Consider the following 20,566-nt stretch of genomic DNA (forward strand, 5'->3'; position numbering starts at 1 on the left):
GAATTTATGCATTTTTCTCAAGCTGTTTAGTAGCAAGATTGCCACCTTCTTTTAAGTAGGTGATCATACCTTCTGCTGCACGGTAGGCAAATGCGCCAATCGTAACCGTTGGATTATAATTACCGGTATGCGGGAATGATGAGCCCCCTACAACAAACAGATTTTCCATATCCCACATTTGGGAGTACGTATTGACAGCGGACGTTGCAGGGTCCGCACCCATAATCGCACCGCCGAAGAAGTGATCGGTGTAGAATTTATGATCGAATACAGTATCATCTTTGACGACATCGACATTCATTGTATCTGCGCCCATTTCTTTCATTATTTCTGCACAACGCGCTACTCCAGCTTTTGCTCGGGCGATGTCTTGTTTCGCGTAGGTGACGGTTACTCGCAAAAGAGGATTGCCGAGTGCATCTTTATACGTAGGGTCAAGATCCATATACGTATCCTTGTTTGGTAGGAAGCCGCTTTGCGCAGTGATAAACAAGTTTCGGTTGAAATATTTCAACGACTGCTTTTTAAATTCTTTGCCCCATCCTGGCGTGCCTTCAGGAACTGAGTTATGTGCGATTGGACGTGTACCTAGCTGACTGTAATGCACTTCGTACCCATGCAAGAAGTCGAGATTCGTATGATCTTCGTAATCTCCACTGAAGTCATCGATCGTTGCACCTAGCCCTCCGGTACCCATAAAGTTATTAAACTTTTTATTTTCAAAGAATCCACGAGCCCCGATATACGTTGACAGATTACTGAAGTGGCCTGTGAAATTCTTCCCGATCATCCCTTGTCCTGTTTTCGGATTATAAGGTTGTCCAATTTTTGAAGTAAGCAATAGACGCGTATTCGTAAAGACAAATCCAGCAAGGACTACGATGTCTGCAGGTTGCTCGAACACTTCACCTGTATTCGTGTCAGTATAAACTAATCCAATAGCTTTCTTACCGTCATGGCTCACACGGTTCACGAATGAATCATTGCGGATTTCAAGATTACCTGTCTTTTGTGCCGTCGCCAGTACGGTAATGATAGGATCAGCTTTTGCGCCGAAGTCACAGCCGTATTCTTCACAAAATGCACAGTAGACACATCCATTGATTGTTTCACCATCTGGATTAGTATACGTTTGTGAAGCGTTGGCTGATGGAATTCGGTACGGATGATAGCCGAGATTTTTTGTTGCTTCTGTAAATAACCGAATGGCTGGTGTTTCTTTCATCGGCGGAAGAGGGTACTTATCAGAACGTGGGGGACCAAGCGGACTTTCTTCGCCTGAGATGGCGGCTGTTTTTTCGTATTTATCATAATACGGCTCCAGCTCGTCATATGTAATTCCCCAGTCTTGCATAGTCGATTCTTTCGGAATTTTATCTTTTCCATAGCGCTCAACTGTTTTGCTATAGATTTCAAAGTCATAAGGCAACCAACGGAACGCCAAACCATTCCAGTGAACTCCTGCGCCACCTGTATGATTTCCGAGTCTTGCATTCATATTGTTTCGAACGGGCATTGCTTCTTTGTCTATCGAATTCCTTGAAGTGATTGTATCTTTATTCAGCTCCTGCATGAGATCATACCGCTTGGAGTAACGCAACTCGTCTTTCGTACCGATGAAATCTTCATGCTTTTTATTTTTTCCACGTTCTAGAATGACAACTTTATGCCCTGCTTTCGTCAATTCGGCTGCGGCAATTCCACCGACCCAGCCGGATCCGACAATGACGACTTCTACTTTTTCTAGTTTTTTCACCATACTATGTCCTCCTCGTAAGTGTCCTTTAGTGTCCTTGATAGTCTCTCAAACTGATCGGATCTAGTTTTTTAAATTCATCATGTTCAATATAGGAAGCATACGAGGCTTGTGCGCCAGGGAACTCCTTCATTTTCCAGCCTTCCATATTCACGTTTCCACCATAGAGAGGATCAGAATAAGCACCTTCCAATGTCGCTTGTTTCAACAGGATGAAAAACTCGGATGCTTTGACGCCTTTCATTTTCACGTTGTTTGCTTCAAAGTCTGTCATGATTTCGATTTGTTGTTCTTCGCTTGCTTCGTCAAATGGTATGCTGAACCTTTTTTGGCTTTCCTCGTCCATTTTCCGCAAGCCAAGTAAAAAGAGACTCCCCCGATCCAAAATCGATTGTTCTCCGCCTGGACCAGCTGTTTGGTCGGATTTGTCTAAATTGGCCACGAAGGGACCTTGTCGGTAGTCATAGCCATTTATACCCCAGCGACCGGCAAGTTGTTTGTCGATATAATACGGTACGCCCAATTTGATAGCACCAGGGCCGAGTTCATCTTCGGGAAGGATTTGTTCTGTGGAAGCCATCAATAATTTGAAATCGTGTTCGCGTGTGAAAAACTGACGTGCTTGAAATGCTTCATACCCTTTATTCGGATGCGCATTTTCGGTTTCTCCATTGTGTTGATCTTTCTTGTCTAAGCCGCCTGTTATCAGACCGCCAAAAAGTGATCCTCCAACCAATCCACCAGCTACTAATCCGGTATTTTTCAAGAAACTTCTCCGACTCAAATCTTGTTGATGCTCAGTTTTTCCATTTTCCTTACTCGGTAGCTGTTTATCCGCCATCACAATCGCTCCTTATAAATTAAAAACTTTAAAAGATTATAGAGTATTACAGTTATTTGGTTTACTCTGCCAGCTGTGACATATTTAGATATACCCAAAAGTACAATGATTTAGACTTAATCTTCCGTAGAGGCTTGAAATTAAAATTATTGTAGTAAAATTAATTTTGTAGACGGAGCGATAGGGAAGGGAGGAATGCGTGTCTGTATTAATCCTAAATAATCCTAAATAAAAGACATCCCTTCATGACGAGTAGCGTGAAGGGATGTCTTTTTCTATAAAAATAAGGATATTTGATTGGGAACTATGTATGTTCTACCACGTTCATGCACACATAGTTTATTCATTCGTTTGTGATGTTGGACTAGAAGAATGGGGAATGGTAGCCCCTTTTTCGACGTCACTATCAATCGGCTTCTTCGACCAGATCGTCGCAAGAATTGGTCCCGAAATATTATGCCAGATCGCACCCCATCCGCTTGGTAGTGCAGCAAGTGGTCCGAAGTGAGCAGTGGCTAAAGCGACTCCGAGTCCGGAGTTTTGCATACCAACTTCTAATGAAATCGCTCGTCTGTCATTTTCATTCAAGCCAAGCATACGGGCAATCATATAGCCAATTAGTAGTCCAAAGCCATTATGCAGGAATACTGCGATAAACACGATTAATCCTGAGCTTGCGACGTTTCCCGCGTTAGCCGAAGTGACTGCGGAAACGATAATCAAGATCGCTACGACCGATATAAGCGGTACAACAGAGATGCTTTTCGCGACAGCGCGAGGGAAGAAGCGTTGAATGAGCAGTCCCAACACGATCGGTACGATGATCACTTGGACAATCGATTTGAACATGGAAAGTGCATCCACTGGCAACCATTGTCCAGCTAGCAATAGTAATAATAAAGGAGTAACGATAGGTGCTAATAGTGTAGAAAGGGAAGTCATCGCAACTGATAATGCGAGGTTTCCTTTTGCTAGATATACCATAACGTTAGAAGCGGTACCCCCTGGAACACATCCGAGAAGTACTAATCCAGCTGCAAGTTCTGGTGGCAACTTTAGTAAGTAAGCAATACCGAAAGCGACAAGTGGCATAACGATGAACTGCGCAGCTACACCAATTAGTACAGGGAAGGGATTCGTCAAGACGATTTTGAAGTCGACCGCTTTTAACGTTAGCCCCATTCCGAACATGACTACACCAAGTAAAATCGTAATATATGCGCCGAGTCCTAAAAAGGGAGTTGGGAACATAAATGCGATAATAGCGGTGATGATTACCCAAACGGCAAAGTACTTTCCAGCAATTGAACTGACAGTTTCCAGCGCCTTCATAATTTTGTTACCTCAGAATTAATTTGAAGTATTTTATTTGGATTGAGTAAATTGTCTGGATCAAGTGCACGTTTGATTTTTTCCATAACGTCAAGTGCCGCACCGTGTTCTTGTTGTTGATATTTCTGTTTACCGACACCGACACCGTGTTCTCCAGTGCATGTGCCGCCACGTTCCAGTGCATAGAGAACGATTCGTTCATTTAATTCATCCGCTTTAGCACGTTCTGCTGGATCATTCATATCCATCATCAATAAGACGTGGAAGTTACCATCACCTACATGACCTACAATTCCAGCGGGCATGTTAAGAGAATTAACAGTTTCACGTGCATGATTCACAGCGTCCGCTAACTCTGAGATGGGTAAACAAACATCAGTCACCATCAATTTTTTTCCTGGATTTCCATGAATGAAAGCATAGGCCAAATTATGACGAGCTTCCCAAAGTCTGTTACGTCCAGCGTTATCAGTCTCGAATTCGACTTCTTCGCAATGATGATCAGCTACAATTTCTTTTGTGAATTCTACGTCTTGCTGTAGTCCAGCTTCGTTACCGTGGAATTCTAAGAACAAAGTAGGTTTTTCTTGATAGTTCGTTTCACTAAAATGATTAACTTGTTTCATCGATGGTTCATCAACTAGTTCAACACGTGCAATTGGAATACCCGCTTGCAAAATGGAAACGACTGCTTCTACTGCGTCATTGACAGACGGGAATGACGCACGTGCTGCTGTCGTATATTCAGGAATTCCGTACACGCGTAAAGTTAGTTCGGTAAAGCAACCGAGGATACCTTCAGAACCTACAAAGAGTCCATTTAAATGAAGACCTGACGCAGATTTTGCGGCTTTATTTCCTGTGTGGATAATTGTTCCATCCGCGAGTACGACTTCCAAATCACGTACTTGGTCGCGCATAACACCGTATTTAACGGAAGTTGTCCCACTCGCGTTTGTTGCTGCCATGCCGCCAAGTGTAGCATCTGCTCCTGGATCGACAGAGAAAAAGAGTCCGTGCTTTTTTAAGACTTTATTTAATTGAGAGCGTGTGACGCCTGGTTGAACAGTTACTAAAAAGTCTTCTGCACGTACGTCTAGAATATTGTTCATAAGTGAAAAGTCGATGGTGATGCCGCCGTTTTCAGGAATGACATGACCTTCTAGACTCGAGCCCAAGCCAAATGGTATGATTGGAATTTGATGTTTGGTTGAAATTTTCATAATTTGACTAACATCTTCAGTAGATGTGGGGAAGACGACGATATCTGGTAGTTTCATCGTATGGTAGGATTCGTCTTTTCCATGTAGTTCGCGCACGGTTTCATTTACTGTCACTTGTTCTTCTGTTAATACGGATTGTAAAGCTTGTACTATTTCTTGTGTTGATACGGTCATCGTAGTTCGCCCCTTAAATAAACAATTATTATATGGTGAATAGTTATATCGGTTAGAGTTATTTAACTAATCGTTATCCTATTATACTAAAGAATCTGAACTGTACAAAGGTTATTATTGCATATATTGCTAGAAAACTACCCATCTGATATGGTTAAAATCAAATAATATGAATGTAAGGGGTTTCACTGATGATTAGCTAAGAGAAGAGGAAATATTATATGCAAAATGAAATTAAAGAAAAAATTCATCAATTAATCGACGAAGATTATCAAAAATTTGTTTCCGCGCTTATCCCGACAAACGATAATGTGTTAGGCGTTCGTATGCCAGCATTACGGAAACTAGCAAAGGACGTTGCTAAGGGAGATTGGCGAAGCTATTTAGCAACAGCGAGCGATGAGTCTTTTGAGGAAGTTATGTTGCAAGGTCTAGTAATAAGTTACGCTAAAGCCGATATAGAAGAAATCCTGTCCTATGTGACGGTGTTTGTGCCGAAGATTGATAACTGGTCCGTTTGTGATAGCTTTTGTACTAGTTTGAAAATTACGAAGCAACATAAGGAACGCGTATGGAATTTCTTGCAGCCGTATTTGATTTCGGATGAAGAGTATGAGCTTCGTTTTGGTATTGTGATGCTTCTAGATTATTATATAGAGATGGATACGATTCATAGTGTGATTTCATTGCTCGATTGTGTGGAGCATGAAGGCTATTACGTAAAAATGGCAGTCGCTTGGGCTTTGTCGATTTGTTTTGTGAAGTTTCCAGAATTGACGATGTGTTATTTAAAAGGGGATCATTCGTTAGATAAGTTTACATATAATAAAGCTTTGCAGAAAATTACGGAGTCTACACGTGTCAATCCGGAAGTGAAGACGGTGATCCGTGAGATGAAGATATAATAGATACAGAAAAACCTGGCAAATGCGCGCCAGGTTTTTTTACGTACATCTAAATGATTCCACATGCTTCAAATCCAACCCATAATACTCCCATCGATAATGACGCGAATCCCAGCGATAGCCGGCAATCGAAGTTCTGCCTACAAATGTCGGGTAATACCAAAACCCTTTATGGCGAGAAGTCCAAATATACGTATAGCGATACAGACATCCCGCTATGCCGCCCGGATCGACCGCGCGTAAATTGGCGTCTGGATAGCTAGGCGTTTGGTTCGGTGGTGGCATAGTTGGCGTTTGTTGTTGGTTATGACCGCCAGATTGTCCAGGGTGCCCTGGTTGCCCGTGATGTCCTGGATAGCCGGGGTAATTTGGGTATCTCTGTTGCCCTGGATAGCCTCCTGGCCACCCTTGCTGTCCGGGAAACCCAGGTTGACTTGGGTAACCCGGCTGACTAGGAAACCCAGGCTGATTTGGATAGCCGTGCTGCTGTCCTGGCCAACCTGTTTGCCACGGGGACGGCTGCTGACTAGGTGTAGCTCCCGGATATCCGCCACCCGGCCACCCTTGCTGGGGGTTAGGTTGTTGCGGACGATTCTGATGATGATACCCTTCATATGGCTGTCCTTGATACCCTTCAGGTAATTGCGGATACCACATTTCTTCATTTTGCTGGCTCAAAAAATCACTCCCTTTTTAAGTTCCTCAACTACATCGGAATGAATCAATTCGTTGCAAATCAATTCCTAAATACTCCCAACGATATCTGCGTGGATTCCATTGAAATCCTGCTACAGACGTTCTGCCAACAAATGTTGGGTAGAACCAGAAGCCATTAAATCTAGACGTCCATACATAGGTATAGCGGTATAGACAACCAGAGATTGCGCCAGGATCAACTGCGAATGTTTGGAATTCGGGATAGCTAGGTATTTGGTTTGGTGGGGGTGTCGTTGGTGCGGATGACTGCCCACCTTGCCCTGGCTGGTTTGGGAAATTGGGCTGTCCGGGAAATCCTGGCTGTCCTGGGAAACTAGGTAAACCGGGCATGCCAGGAAACCATTGCGACCCTGGAAATCCAGAGCGTCCTGGAAAACTAGGTTGCCAAGGAGAAAATGGTTGCATTGGAGAAGGATTGTTCCATCCAGATCCTCCTGGAAAGCCACCTTGCCATTGTTGTTGGCCATATTGAGGATAGTTAAAATATCCACCTTGTTGATTCAACTTATCACTCCTTCTTTACCATCTCCTGTTATCATATGCAGCGCATTCGACATTTGACTTTTTCTTCATCTTCATTTGTCGATGCTCTGTGATAGACTAGAGGAAAGGAAGTGGACACTTATGAATGAAAATAAACCACATATTTTAGTAGTGGATGGGATGGCGTTGTTGTTCCGTTCATTTTTTGCGACGGCACATAGCGGCCAGTTTTTCCGCAATGCATTTGATGTACCGACGAATGGTGTACAAGGGTTTGCACGGCATACGATGAGTGCGATTTCGATTTTCCAGCCGACACATTTGGCGGTTTGTTGGGATATGGGTTCGAAAACATTCCGCAATGAATTATTCGCGGACTATAAAGCTCATCGACCGGCGCCGGCACCCGAGTTGGTTCCACAGTTCGATATGGCGAGAGAAGTGTCGGAAGCTTTGGGCTGGAAGAGTTACGGAATTCCAAACATGGAAGCGGATGATTTGATCGGTTCGCTAGTAGAAACGTGGAAAGACGAAGCAAAATTGACGGTCGTTTCGGGGGATAAAGATTTATTACAGTTACTGAAGCCGGATGTGTCGATTGCGCTTACGAAGAAAGGTTTCACGCAGTACGATGAATACGATGAAGCGCGTTTTATAGAAGAGTATGGTATTACGCCAGCGCAGTTTATTGATTTGAAGGCATTTACTGGGGATTCGAGTGATGGCTATCCAGGCGTTAAGGGGATTGGTCCGAAGACCGCATTGAAGCTCATTCAGCAATATGGTTCAGTAGATGGTGTGCTGGCGGCGCGGGAAGAATTGACGGCGGGTATCCAAAAGAAGCTTGCTACGGATGAAGAGATATTAATGATTTCAAGAGAACTCGCAACGATTCATTGTCAAATTACGCTGGATGACCCACTGGATCAATTGCTCATTCCAGCATTTACAGAAGAACGCGCACAGTTAATGGAACAGCAAGGCTATTCCTTGATTGCTAAGCAAGGACTTGCGACTTCACCGTTTTGACGGTTCAATTTTGACGAAGGTCAGAATGGCTTTATTCGGTTCATAAGGTATCGATCGAACGGTGCTTTCGCAGTTTCTTCCACCGTTGTCATGGACGAGCACATGAAGCGCGCCGTTTACATAGTCATAGCCGACCATCACCACCCAGTGGTAGTCGAATGAAAACTGACCGCGCCATTTGAAGTTGAACCATTTGTCGAACTTTAACGCTACGGGACGATTTTCATCGATTTGCTGCAAGGCTTGCTGTACGTCGCATTTTTCCACTTGCCAGTCTGCACCGAGCAGTAGGCCGAGTCTACGGATAAAGCGCCATGTCGGCAAGCCGATTTTCGTTCCGCCTAGTTTTTGGTACAGTTCGTTGATGTTCGGGGTTGGTGTGTGGGGGAAAAGGTGTCGCAGCAGTACGAATGCGGTGACGGGTCCGCAGGCAGAAGGGCGGTATGCGGGCTCAATGTCCCTGTCATATTGTGACTTTCCTTGCACGTCAATGAACTTCGCCATGAATAAACGCCTCCTGTAGTGAGAAACAGCGCTGACAAAAGTCAGCGCTGTTAGTTTTAATAGAAAGAATTGTAGAGTAGATAGTTTGTGAGTGTTTTGAGATTGGATCTCCAGAAGGGGACGCTTTCCGGGGGCACGGCCTTGAGCCTCCTCGTTCGCTTCCTGTGGGGTCTCAAGACGCGCGCTAATCCCCCAGGAGTCGCCCTTTCTTCCGCTCCAATCCTATTATATGCACACTATAAATAGTTATTAACTTCATTGTAGTTTTCAAGTAACTTAGTAACGCTCATTTAACTTGTTTAAGTTCAAAGGAAAGCACAAACAAGCTAGCTGAACATTCCCCCGCCATCATCAGGAAGATGCACTAGTGAAGCGAAGTGCAAGGCGGCGACTCGGGGAGGATCAGCCCGACAGATGAGACAACCAAAGAGCGTAGCGAAGGTTGGCTCACCGCGGGCCCTCCCGAACGCGTCCGCCTGGAACGCAGCGTAACGGGGTATTATCCACTTACCCAATCACTTATTCACTTGTTAAATCTTCACTCCATCAAGAAACTCTGTCACCTGTGCGGGGGATTTTGCGTTTGCGCTGTGTAGGTGAGCGTGCTTTTCGCCGTCTTTGAACACTAGCAAACTTGGAATGCCCATGACTTCGTATTTTTCAGCGATTTCAGGAATAACGTCACGATCCGCTTCATACCATGTGTAAGTATCGTATGCTTCCACGATTGGATCGATAAACATATCCATTCGCTTGCAGTCTGGGCACCAGTCTGCTTCAAACTTCACTAATACCGGTTGGTCGCTTGCGATGATTTCGTTAAACTCTTCTACAGATTTGATTTCTTTCATTAAGAACGCCTCCATTCACTAAATAGTGTACAATGTTTCTAAGAAGTTGTGTATTTAATTGCTTTTGCAAGTAATTTAAAAAGTCTGATTTAACATCAATTCGATATTGCGAAATAGTTTAAAATGATTTATAGTAGTATCTATAAGCGAGGCGTATTTTTTTTACGTTATAAATGAATGAGTGTTCATTCAAAGATAAAGGGAGGATTGCACGTGACTTATCAAATTAGAAAAGCGGCAGTTTTAGGATCGGGCGTAATGGGTTCTGGTATTGCGGCGCATTTAGCTAATATTGGCATACCTGTACTTTTACTAGACATCGTACCACCGAAAGTAAGTGCGGATGACGAGGCGAAGGGACTGACGACTGAGGACCCGAGATTCCGCAATAAGTTTGCAACTACTGCAGTGGAAAAATTGCTGAAACAAAAACCAGCACCTTTAACAACGAAAAAAAATCTTTCATTAATTACACCGGGAAACTTCGAGGACCATTTGGCACAATTGAAAGACGTAGATTGGATCATTGAAGTCGTCGTTGAAAACTTAGACATTAAAAAGAGTTTATATGAAAAAATAGAAAGCGTACGAAAGCCAGGAACAATCATTTCATCTAACACATCTGGCATTAGTATAGAGGCGATGACAGAAGGTCGTTCGGAAGATTTCCAAAAGCACTTCCTAGGAACACACTTCTTCAACCCTCCAAGATACTTGAAATTACTTGAGATTATTCCTACAAAAACAACTGCGCCGGAAGTTGTAAAATTCATGACAATATTCGGTGAAGATCGTTTAGGCAAGGGAGTCGTTATTGCCAAAGATACACCGAACTTTATCGCGAACCGTATTGGAACATATGGTTTGCAAGTGACGTTGCATGAGATGCTCGCACGGGGCTATACGATTGGTGAAATAGATTCAGTTACCGGTACATTGATCGGCCGTCCGACATCCGCAACGTTCCGTACATTAGATGTGGTAGGCCTTGATACGTATATGCACGTTGCGAAAAACGTCTATGATCAGACGACTGGTGATGAACAGAAGACCTTTGAATTGCCTGAAGTCGTACTGAAAATGATCGATAACGGTTGGATCGGTGCGAAAGCGAAGCAAGGATTCTACTTAAAACAAGGTAGAGATATTCTTCAATTAGATATGAGTACATTAGAATACATTCCTACAGAAAAAATGAAAGCGCCTTCAATCGATATGGCAAAACAGCAAAAAGGTCTTGCGAATAAAGTGAAGACATTGCTATATGCAAAAGATCGTGCAGGTGAAATTCTTTGGAGCACACTCACACCAACGATGCTTTATGCAGCACAACTTCATGGCGAGATTGCAGATGATATCGTAGCAATCGATCATGCGATGAAGTGGGGCTTCGGCTGGACGCAAGGACCGTTTGAAATTTGGGATGCGATTGGTGTACGAAAATCAGTCGAGTTACTGAAAGAAGAAGGCAAAAACATTCCAGCACTCGTTCAGTCTTTGCTCGATAAAGGCTTTGAAACCTTCTATAAAGAGGAAGAAGGGGACATATACTATTTTGATGGGTCAGACTACAAGCTAGTTGAAGTCAATGAAAAAGCGATCAACTTAAAGCTCTATAAAAAGAAGCATGGCGTCATCAAGAAAAATTCTGGTGCTAGTTTAGTGGATTTAGGTGATGGCGTAGCATTACTTGAATTCCACTCACAATCAAATGCAATCGGACTCGATATCATCCAAATGATTAACTTTGCAGTCGATGAAGTGGAGAAAAACTTTAAAGGACTTGTGATCGGGAATCAGGGGAAAAACTTCTGTGTCGGTGCGAACCTTGGGTTAATCTTGATGGAAGCGCAAGACGATAATATTTTTGAACTCGATTTCGTTATTCGTTCATTCCAAAATGCGATGATGAAGATTAAATATAGCAGCAAACCAGTCGTTGCGGCACCATTCCAAATGACACTTGGCGGCGGAGCAGAAGTTTGTTTGCCAGCTGCACATATTCAAGCATCGATGGAAACGTATATGGGCTTAGTTGAAGTAGGGGTTGGATTAATTCCTGGTGGGGGCGGTAACGTCAATTTATATCAGAAGCATCTAAAAGGTTTGCCGAACGGTGTGCCAACGGACTACCAACATATTGCGAATAAAGTATTCGAATCAATTGCGATGGCGAAAGTCTCGACATCGGCTGATGAAGCGAAAGAAAATAATTTCTTAGACTTTGCGGACGGCGTGAGTGTTAATTCCGATCATCAGATTTACGATGCAAAACGAGCGGCTCTTGCTTTATATGAGGCTGGCTACGTGGCACCAAAGAGAGCGAAAGTTCCAGTGACAGGCGATTCAGGTTATGCGACATTATTGTTGGCTGCGGAAGGTATGCATATTTCCGGCTTCATTAGCGATCATGATCTGAAAATCGCGAAGAAGCTAGCGTACGTGATTGCTGGAGGTAAGGTTCCGTATGGTACACGTGTCGACGAGCAGTACTTACTGGATCTAGAACGCGAAGCATTTTTGAGCCTAGTGGCAGAGCCGAAATCACTCCAGCGTATGCAGCATATGCTTGTGAAGGGCAAACCGTTACGTAACTGATGATGGATAGATAAAGGAGGAAACAGCATGCGCGAAGCAGTAATTGTAGCCGGTGCTCGAACACCGATTGGAAAAGCAAGAAAAGGTTCTTTGGCAACTGTCCGTCCAGATGATCTCGGGGCGTTGACGATAAAGGAAACATTGAAGCGTGCAGGGAATTATGATGGTCCGATTGATGATGTAATCATTGGCTGTGCGATGCCTGAAGCAGAACAAGGCATGAACGTGGCGCGTAATATCGGAGCACTTGCGGGATTACCTGATACGACACCCGCAGTGACGATTAACCGTTTTTGTTCATCAGGCTTGCAGTCGATTGCATATGCGGCAGAACGCATTATGCTCGGACATTCAGAAGCGATTTTAGCTGGCGGCGTCGAGTCGATGAGTATGGTCCCGATGATGGGTAATACGATTCGGCCAAACTTCAAACTAGCGGAAGAAGCACCTGAATACTATATGGGAATGGGGCATACAGCGGAGCAAGTGGCGCAAAAATATGGTATTTCCCGTGAAGATCAAGATGCATTCGCGGTGGAATCACATAAACGTGCAGAAGCAGCCATTAAAGAAGGTAAGTTTGTCGACGAAATCGTACCGGTTGAAGTGACTAAACGTTTTGTTGATGAACGAGGAAAGTATCAGGAAAAGAATGTGTTATTCGCAATGGATGAAGGTGTTCGTCCTGGCACGACGATGGAAGTGCTTGGAAAATTACGTCCAGCATTCGCAGCGAAAGGTTCCGTCACAGCGGGTAACGCTTCACAAACATCTGACGGAGCAGGGATGGTCTTAGTAATGGATTCAGAAGTTGCTAAACAGCACGGATTGAAACCATTGGCGAAATTCCGTTCATTCGCAGTAGGCGGTGTCCCACCGGAAATTATGGGAATTGGACCAGTTGAAGCAGTGCCTAAAGCATTGAAACTAGCGGGATTGTCGATCGAGGACATTGATCTATGGGAGCTCAATGAAGCATTCGCGTCGCAATCACTCGCAGTTATTCGTGAACTTGGTCTGGATATGAGAAAAGTGAACGTCAACGGGGGAGCAATCGCAATGGGTCACCCACTAGGGGCAACTGGAACGGTATTAACATTGAAGTTAATTCACGAATTGAAACGCCAAGGTAAAAAGTTCGGTGTCGTGACGATGTGTATCGGTGGCGGAATGGGAGCAGCAGGAGTATTTGAAGTCTTGTAAATAAATACGTTTCGAACAAGGTGAAGTTATACGACAAAAGCAATGGAGGGAAACACTATGACAGAATTCGTAAAAGGTGGAGCATTTTTAACTGAGGAAATGGACGCATCACGCGTATTCACACCAGAGGATTTCACAGATGAACAGAAAATGATTGCCAAAACAACCGAGGAATACGTCAAAAATGATGTTTTGCCGTTAGTGGATAAGCTAGAAAATCATGAGTTCGAGCATTCTGTGAAATTATTGAAAAAAGCAGGAGATCTCGGTCTACTTGCAGCAGATATTCCTGAAGAGTATGAAGGGCTTGGACTGGATAAAGTATCTTCTGCATTAATTGCTGAAAAACTATCCGTCGCCGGTGGATTCTCAATTACTCACGGTGCCCACGTAGGAATCGGTACATTGCCAATCGTGTTATTTGGCACTGACGACCAGAAGAAAAAATACTTACCAAACTCTGCAAGTGGTAATAAGATTTCCGCTTACGCTTTGACAGAGCCAAGCTCAGGATCAGATGCATTAGGCGCGAAAACGACTGCGAAACTAAACGCGGAAGGTACGCACTATGTACTAAACGGCGAAAAGCAGTGGATCACCAACTCGGCATTTGCTGACGTTTTCGTAGTCTATGCAAAAGTCGATGGCGACAAATTTACTGCATTTATCGTAGAGAGAGAGTATCCAGGCGTTTCTGTAGGACCAGAGGAGAAGAAAATGGGTATCAAATCATCTTCTACGCGGACATTAATCTTGGAAGATGCAGAAGTACCTGTTGAAAACGTATTAGGTGAAATTGGCCGTGGACATATTATTGCCTTCAACATTTTAAACATCGGTCGTTATAAGCTTGGAGTAGGTACAGTCGGCGGATCTAAGCGTGCGCTTGAACTGGCTATCAAGTATGCCAATCAACGGAAGCAGTTCGACACACCTATTTCGTCATTCAACCTGACAAAAGAAAAGTTCGGTACAATGGCTTCTATGTTGTATGCAACTGAAAGTTTGATCTACCGTACAGTTGGTTACTTTGAAGAGCGTAACGCCGCAATGAGCCCTGAGGAGCAAAAAGACGGTGCAAAAGTGGCAGCGTCGATTGCTGAATATGCAATTGAATGTTCTATTAATAAAGTAGTAGGTTCTGAAGTATTGGATTATATTTCTGATGAAGCAGTTCAAATCCATGGTGGTTACGGCTTCATGGCAGAGTACGAGGTAGAGCGTATCTACCGCGATTCGCGTATCAACCGTATTTTCGAAGGTACGAATGAAATCAACCGTATGATCGTTCCTGGTACATTCCTCAAGAAAGCAATGAAAGGCGAATTGCCATTGCTTCAACAAGCGCAAGGGTTGCAGGAAGAACTGTTGATGATGATGCCGGAAGAAGTGGGCGATGAAGCATTGGCGCAGGAGAAAGTGCTTGTGAAAAATGCGAAGAAAATCGGTATCTTGGCTGCTGGACTTGCAGCACAGCGCTACGGCACGAAACTAGATCAGGAGCAGGAAATCCTCGTTAACATTGCAGACATCGCAAGCGACATCTTTGGTATGGAGTCTGCAGTGCTTCGTACGGAAAAGGCGATTAACAAGAATGGCGAAGAAAAAGAGAATCAGAAGCTTCTTTATACACAAATCTTCTGTCAGGAAGCGTTCGGACGCATCGAATCCGCAGCAAAAGAGACATTGCTTGCAGCAGTAGACGGTGACAACCAGCGCATGATGATCTCCGCATTGCGTAAGCTAACTCGTAATAATCCATACAACGTAATTGCGAAGAAGCGCGAAGCATCCGTTAAGCTAATTGAAGCTGAAAAGTATATTGTTTGATAAATAACGATTGCAGAAACGCCCCAGTTTGTTTGGGGTGTTTTTGTGATTGAATACGTACATTTCTAGGGCGAATGATGTCCCGCGCTCATAGCCTAGGACGTGCCGCTCATAGCCCCCAGTCCCGCGCTCATAGACATAGATGTGCCGCTCATAGCCCCCGGTCCCGCGCTCATAGACTAGGCTGTGCCGCTCATAGCCCCCGGTCCCGCGCTCATAGACTAGGTTGTGCCGCTCATAGCCCCCGGTCCCGCGCTCATAGAATTAGCTTCCACATCAAGTTGTTTGCTATACTGAAAAAAAGGGGGAATGACGATTATGATCATTACATACTACGGCTACCCGAAATGTAGTACATGCCGCAAAGCAAAGAAGTGGCTAGAGAACGAGGAGCTTTCATTCGAAGAAGTAAACATCGCCGAACAACCGCCGAGCGAAGAAGAGTTGCGTATGATGATTAAAAACTCCGGACTCGAACTGAAAAAATTCTTCAACACGAGCGGCATGAAATATCGCGAACTTCAGCTAAAGGACAAACTACCTGAAATGACTGATGACGAAAAGATCACATTGCTCGCATCTGACGGAATGCTTATCAAACGTCCAATCGTATCAGACGGACAACGTGTCACAGTTGGCTTTAATGAAGAAACATTCGCACAAACTTGGCAGGCGTGAACATAGATTCTTGTCTTTCAATTAGAACTATGGCAAACTGAATTAAGATAAACTATTATATTTTTGGAGGTAACGACATGAGCACACCAAAAGAATTGCGTTATTCAGAAGAACACGAATGGGTAAAAGAAGAAGACGGTAAGTATCGTATCGGGATCACACATTTCGCACAGTCTGAGCTAGGGGATATCGTATTCGTTGAACTGCCACAAGTGGGCGACCAATTGAAATCAGATGAGCCTTTCGGTAGCGTTGAATCAGTGAAAACTGTTTCTGAATTGTACGCTCCATTAACTGGTAAAGTTGTTGAAGTGAACGAAGAGCTAGAAGATAGCCCAGAATTAGTAAACGAATCTCCATACGAAAAAGCTTGGATGATCGTCGTGGAAATCGAAAACAAAGCTGAATTGGATGAATTGATGACTGCGGAGCAATACGAAGAAATGACAGCTGGCGAATAAGAAAACAGGAAGAGCGCTGGGATGTTCCAGCGCTTTTTTTACACTCTAGGAGGACACTGGATGGATCCGAAAGTACTCATTGTGGAAGGTGGTTCCGACCGCAAACGACTATTACCCATTCTTGCGGAGCCGGTAGAAATCATCTGTACAAATGGCACAATCAGCCCTTACCATATCGAAGAGTTACTAGAACCATATGAGAACCAAGACCTTTTCGTTTTTATGGATGCCGATGCTTCGGGCGATTCCATTCGCAAGCTGTTTAAGCAGCTCTATCCTGAAGCAAAGCACTTATATACGGATCGCTTATACCGTCAAGTCGAAAAAACACCGAATAAAGTTTTGGCAGGTGTGCTAATTGCCGCCAATTTCAAAGTACATCCTAAGTATCTGGCAGGTGGAATTAATGAATAACTGGACAAATGAAATGTGGAAACGCGAACAAGCGGCAGAACCACTTGCCGCTTTTTATCTATATACTCCAATGTGCGGTACATGCAACGTCGCAACAAAAATGCTAACAGTCATCGAGGCTATGCGTCCTGACTTACCCGTTGGAAAAGCAGACTTGAATTACGTCCAAGAAGTAGCAATTGATCATGAAATAGAAAGTGTCCCATGTTTGCTCATTCACCGCAAAGGGAAACCAATGGAAAAAATTTACGCTTTCCAATCCGTACCCTATCTACTAGAGAAGCTCAGTTGACAATAGATTCCGAAGTATGGTATAAGTAGTACATTCAACTGAATATCGAAACTCTTATAACGAGCGGTGGAGGGAAGTGCCCTACGAAGCCCGGCAACCGTCACATACGTGAAATGGTGCCAATTCACTCAAAGCAACAAGCTTTGACAGATGAGAGAAATGTAAACGTACATATATTTCGATACGTTTGACCTTTCTGCTCGACTGCGGAAGGGTCTTTTTTATGACCAAAACGAAATGGATTTGAAAAGGCGGTGCAGAAAATGATTCAACTAACAAACGTTCATAAGAAATTCCAATTGAACGGTTCAGAAATTGTCGCAGTAGATGATGTGACAGTAGCCATCAAAGAAGGAGAAATTTTCGGCATCATCGGGTACAGTGGTGCAGGAAAAAGCACGCTCATTCGATTATTAAACGGTCTTGAGCAACCAACATCCGGTAGCATTATGATTCATGGGCAAGAAATGACGACGCTATCGGGATCCGGTCTGCGTAATGCACGCCAGAAGATCAGTATGATTTTCCAACACTTTAATTTACTATGGTCACGCACAGTGGAAGAAAATATTGCATTCCCGCTAGAAATTGCAGGCGTGAAAAAGTCCGAACGTAAACGTAAAGTGAAGGAACTAATTGATCTAGTCGGCTTAACTGGTCGTGAGAAATCCTATCCAGCGCAGTTATCAGGTGGCCAGAAACAACGTGTCGGCATTGCCCGCGCGCTTGCGAATGACCCAGAAGTATTACTTTGTGATGAAGCGACTTCTGCACTTGATCCCGAGACAACAAATGCAATTCTCGATTTATTGACGGATATTAATGAACGTCTTGGCTTAACGATTGTGCTTATTACGCATGAAATGCATGTCATTCGAAAGATTTGCCATCGTGTGGCAGTCATGGAGGCGGGGAAAGTCGTGGAAATGGGCAACGTACTCGATGTCTTCCAATCTCCACAAGCTGACATTACGAAGCGTTTCATTTCACAGGTGACGGATACAGCTGACACCGACGCGGCGATAGCGCATTTACGGGATGAAGCACCGCAAGGAAAGTTGGTTAAGTTGGCGTTCATCGGCGAACGTACAGAGCAGCCCGTGCTTGCAGAATTAATCCGTAAATTCCCAATCGATGTCAATATCGTGCAAGGGAATATCTCGACTACGCGCGACGGCGCATACGGCACACTGGTTTTGCAACTGGTAGGGGATGTGGCGGTTATTGAAGAAGCCGTTGCTTTCCTTCATTCCAATGAAGTAAAGACGGAGGTGCTGATGAATGATTGAGCAGTGGTTCCCGAACGTGAACTGGGAAAAGATGTGGACAGCTACAGGTGAAACGCTTTATATGTCAGCCTATTCAACGTTCTTCACATTCGTCTTTGGTATTGCACTTGGTTTATTGTTGTTTTTAACAAGTCCCGGTCAGTTATGGGCGAATAAAATAACTCATGTCTTTACGGGTGCGTTTGTGAATATCTTCCGTTCTATTCCATTTATTATTTTGATTATTTTATTGATACCGTTGACGAATATTATGTTCGGCAGTATGCGTGGACCCAATGCTGCGTTGCCTGCGCTAATCATTGGTGCGGCTCCGTTTTATGGGCGTATGGTGCTGATTGCGTTACAAGAAATTGACAAAGGTGTCATTGAAGCAGCACGTTCGATGGGTGCGCGTACGTCCACAATTATTTTCAAAGTATTGCTACCCGAATCGATGCCGGCATTGGTGTCTGGTATTACAGTGACGTCGATTGCATTGGTGGGCTATACGGCTATGGCTGGAGTTATCGGTGCGGGGGGACTTGGGACGCTCGCGTATCTTGAAGGTTTCCAGCGCAGTCGAGAAGATGTTACGTTGATGGCGACGATCTTAGTGTTGATCATCGTATTTATCATTCAGTTTATTGGTGATTTACTAGTTAAACGTTTGGACAAGCGATAAAAGGATTTTCAGGGAAACCTGTTAACCATAAAATATTCCATTATGGAAAGGGAGAAATGTGACATGAAGAAGTTTTTATTCGGTTTATTCGCAACAGTTCTTGTGCTTGCACTTGCAGCATGCGGATCGAAAGACGATAGCAACAAGGACAATGGGGCGGCAGATGGTGATGCAGGAAAAGACGAGAAAACGACATTGACAATCGGTGCATCTAACACACCACACGCAGTGATTTTGGAACAAGCAAAGCCGTTATTAGCTGAAAAAGGCTTTGATTTGAAGATTGAAGACTACACGGACTATGTATTACCAAACAAAGATTTGGATGCAGGTACACTAGATGCAAACTACTTCCAACATATACCTTACTTAGAGAGTCAAATTGCAGATTTCGGTTATGATTTTGTCAATGCAGGAGCAATCCATATCGAGCCAATCGGTGTTTACTCTAAGAAATATGATTCATTGGAAGAACTTCCTGAAGGCGCAACAATTTTAATCAGTAACTCTGTGGCGGATCACGGCCGTGTACTTGCTATGCTTGAAGCGAAAGGCTTGATTAAGCTTGCTGATGGCGTGGAAAAGGTGAAAGCAGAAGTGGATGATATCGTAGAAAATCCAAAGAACTTGAAGTTTGATGCGAACTACGAAGCAGCGTTAATGCCTCAGTTGTATAAAAATGACGAGGGTGATGCGCTATTGATCAACTCTAACTTTGCAATTGATGCTGGCTTGAATCCAATGGAAGATTCTATTGCATTAGAAGATAAAGAATCCCCATATGTAAATGTAATTGCAGTGAAGAGTGGCAATGAAAATAGCGATGCGATTAAAGCATTGGTTGAAGTATTACTATCAGATGAAATTCAAGATTTCATTGTAAAAGAGTGGTCTGGAGCAGTTGTTCCAGTAAAATAAGTTTATAAATGCCGGTAGCTAATTCAGCTACCGGTTTTTTGTTGTGATTTTTTGGGGGGCGCTCATAGGATGGGTCCCCGCGCTCATAAAACTGGCCTCCACGCTCATAGGATGGGTCCCCGCGCTCATAGAACTGGCCTCCACGCTCATAGGATGGGTCCCCGCGCTCATAGAACCCGCCCCCACGCTCATAGGTCCCACGCCCGCGCTCATAGAACCCACCCCCACGCTCATAGAACTGTCCTTCACGCTCATAGGATTGCATAATTACCTTACAGTAGACAGTATAAGAAAGCGCTCCTAAAGGACAGACTACATCCTGAGGAGTGAGATCATGACTAGAAAAACGTATGAATATGAACTGAAAAAGAAAGTGGTGGAGCTTTATTTTGAAGGGCATGCCGCAA

At 44.0% G+C, this 20,566-nt stretch carries 21 protein-coding genes and 1 riboswitch; of the genes, 13 read left to right on the forward strand and 8 right to left on the reverse strand.

The features are described from left to right. Positions 1-4: 4 nt before the first annotated feature. From ORD22_RS12470 to ORD22_RS12485, 4 genes are all read right to left on the reverse strand, one after another. Positions 5-1,759 (reverse strand): GMC family oxidoreductase, encoded by a 1,755-nt coding sequence (locus ORD22_RS12470; protein ID WP_317646362.1) that lies wholly within the window; start codon positions 1,757-1,759, stop codon positions 5-7. 25 nt (positions 1,760-1,784) lie between these two features. Continuing rightward, entirely contained in the window at positions 1,785-2,597 is an 813-nt protein-coding gene (locus tag ORD22_RS12475) for a gluconate 2-dehydrogenase subunit 3 family protein (RefSeq protein ID WP_317646363.1), read from the reverse strand. A 339-nt stretch (positions 2,598-2,936) separates the two neighbouring features. Next, positions 2,937-3,929: a bile acid:sodium symporter family protein gene (locus tag ORD22_RS12480; RefSeq protein WP_317646364.1), complete on the reverse strand. Its 993-nt coding sequence runs from the start codon at positions 3,927-3,929 to the stop codon at positions 2,937-2,939. Next, entirely contained in the window at positions 3,926-5,326 is a 1,401-nt protein-coding gene (locus tag ORD22_RS12485; protein WP_317646365.1) for an FAD-binding oxidoreductase, read from the reverse strand. The genes ORD22_RS12480 and ORD22_RS12485 overlap by 4 nt, the downstream gene beginning before the upstream one ends. A 221-nt stretch (positions 5,327-5,547) precedes the next feature. Here ORD22_RS12485 and ORD22_RS12490 point away from each other — a divergent pair, with 221 nt between their 5' ends. Next, positions 5,548-6,231, forward strand: a complete 684-nt coding sequence (locus tag ORD22_RS12490; RefSeq protein ID WP_317646366.1) for a DNA alkylation repair protein — start codon at positions 5,548-5,550, stop codon at positions 6,229-6,231. A 39-nt stretch (positions 6,232-6,270) separates the two neighbouring features. On the opposite strand, the gene ORD22_RS12495 is transcribed toward ORD22_RS12490, so the two are convergent. Both ORD22_RS12495 and ORD22_RS12500 read right to left on the reverse strand, forming a co-directional pair. Beyond that, the gene (locus ORD22_RS12495; RefSeq protein WP_317646367.1) at positions 6,271-6,909 is read right to left on the reverse strand and encodes a hypothetical protein; all 639 of its coding nucleotides are present in this window, start codon (positions 6,907-6,909) and stop codon (positions 6,271-6,273) included. Positions 6,910-6,933: 24 nt separating this feature from the next. After that, the gene (locus tag ORD22_RS12500; RefSeq protein WP_411567653.1) at positions 6,934-7,452 is read right to left on the reverse strand and encodes a hypothetical protein; all 519 of its coding nucleotides are present in this window, start codon (positions 7,450-7,452) and stop codon (positions 6,934-6,936) included. 120 nt (positions 7,453-7,572) lie between these two features. On the opposite strand from ORD22_RS12500, the gene ORD22_RS12505 reads away from it, so the two are divergent. Then, on the forward strand, positions 7,573-8,460 hold the full coding sequence (locus tag ORD22_RS12505) for a 5'-3' exonuclease (protein ID WP_317646369.1): 888 nt from the start codon (positions 7,573-7,575) through the stop codon (positions 8,458-8,460). On the opposite strand, the gene ORD22_RS12510 is transcribed toward ORD22_RS12505, so the two are convergent. Beyond that, a complete protein-coding gene (locus ORD22_RS12510) occupies positions 8,449-8,964 on the reverse strand; it encodes a C39 family peptidase (RefSeq protein WP_317646372.1) in 516 nt (171 codons plus the stop codon). The two genes, ORD22_RS12505 and ORD22_RS12510, sit on opposite strands and share 12 nt — an antisense overlap. Before the next feature lie 530 nt (positions 8,965-9,494). Then, positions 9,495-9,815: a thioredoxin family protein gene (locus ORD22_RS12515; protein ID WP_317646373.1), complete on the reverse strand. Its 321-nt coding sequence runs from the start codon at positions 9,813-9,815 to the stop codon at positions 9,495-9,497. 213 nt (positions 9,816-10,028) lie between these two features. Here ORD22_RS12515 and ORD22_RS12520 point away from each other — a divergent pair, with 213 nt between their 5' ends. The 11 genes from ORD22_RS12520 to ORD22_RS12570 all read left to right on the forward strand — a co-directional run bounded on the left by ORD22_RS12520 (position 10,029) and on the right by ORD22_RS12570 (position 20,463). Next, entirely contained in the window at positions 10,029-12,413 is a 2,385-nt protein-coding gene (locus ORD22_RS12520) for a 3-hydroxyacyl-CoA dehydrogenase/enoyl-CoA hydratase family protein (protein ID WP_317646374.1), read from the forward strand. Between the two features lie 27 nt (positions 12,414-12,440). Beyond that, complete coding sequence (locus ORD22_RS12525) at positions 12,441-13,616, forward strand: acetyl-CoA C-acetyltransferase (protein ID WP_317646375.1); 1,176 nt, start codon at positions 12,441-12,443, stop codon at positions 13,614-13,616. A 57-nt stretch (positions 13,617-13,673) separates the two neighbouring features. Then, positions 13,674-15,446 carry an acyl-CoA dehydrogenase family protein gene (locus tag ORD22_RS12530; protein WP_411567654.1) on the forward strand — a complete coding sequence of 591 codons (1,773 nt, stop codon included), beginning with the start codon at positions 13,674-13,676 and terminating at the stop codon, positions 15,444-15,446. 318 nt (positions 15,447-15,764) lie between these two features. Continuing rightward, complete coding sequence (locus ORD22_RS12535) at positions 15,765-16,124, forward strand: arsenate reductase family protein (protein ID WP_317646378.1); 360 nt, start codon at positions 15,765-15,767, stop codon at positions 16,122-16,124. Between the two features lie 77 nt (positions 16,125-16,201). Beyond that, the gene (gene gcvH, locus ORD22_RS12540; protein WP_317646380.1) at positions 16,202-16,585 is read left to right on the forward strand and encodes a glycine cleavage system protein GcvH; all 384 of its coding nucleotides are present in this window, start codon (positions 16,202-16,204) and stop codon (positions 16,583-16,585) included. Positions 16,586-16,645: 60 nt separating this feature from the next. After that, on the forward strand, positions 16,646-16,999 hold the full coding sequence (locus ORD22_RS12545; protein ID WP_317646381.1) for a toprim domain-containing protein: 354 nt from the start codon (positions 16,646-16,648) through the stop codon (positions 16,997-16,999). After that, complete coding sequence (locus ORD22_RS12550) at positions 16,992-17,291, forward strand: thioredoxin family protein (RefSeq protein ID WP_317646382.1); 300 nt, start codon at positions 16,992-16,994, stop codon at positions 17,289-17,291. The genes ORD22_RS12545 and ORD22_RS12550 overlap by 8 nt, the downstream gene beginning before the upstream one ends. Before the next feature lie 51 nt (positions 17,292-17,342). Then, positions 17,343-17,448, forward strand: a riboswitch (SAM riboswitch). A gap of 106 nt (positions 17,449-17,554) precedes the next feature. Then, the gene (locus ORD22_RS12555; protein ID WP_317646383.1) at positions 17,555-18,580 is read left to right on the forward strand and encodes a methionine ABC transporter ATP-binding protein; all 1,026 of its coding nucleotides are present in this window, start codon (positions 17,555-17,557) and stop codon (positions 18,578-18,580) included. Beyond that, complete coding sequence (locus tag ORD22_RS12560) at positions 18,573-19,241, forward strand: methionine ABC transporter permease (RefSeq protein ID WP_317646385.1); 669 nt, start codon at positions 18,573-18,575, stop codon at positions 19,239-19,241. Before ORD22_RS12555 ends, ORD22_RS12560 begins: the two co-directional genes overlap by 8 nt. A gap of 63 nt (positions 19,242-19,304) precedes the next feature. Continuing rightward, positions 19,305-20,159, forward strand: coding sequence for a MetQ/NlpA family ABC transporter substrate-binding protein (locus tag ORD22_RS12565; protein ID WP_317646387.1), 855 nt, complete (start codon positions 19,305-19,307; stop codon positions 20,157-20,159). A 43-nt stretch (positions 20,160-20,202) separates the two neighbouring features. Beyond that, the gene (locus tag ORD22_RS12570) at positions 20,203-20,463 is read left to right on the forward strand and encodes a hypothetical protein (protein WP_317646388.1); all 261 of its coding nucleotides are present in this window, start codon (positions 20,203-20,205) and stop codon (positions 20,461-20,463) included. Positions 20,464-20,566 lie beyond the last annotated feature (103 nt).

It is taken from the genome of Sporosarcina sp. GW1-11 (assembly GCF_033088395.1).
In the GTDB taxonomy this organism is placed as follows: domain Bacteria; phylum Bacillota; class Bacilli; order Bacillales_A; family Planococcaceae; genus Sporosarcina.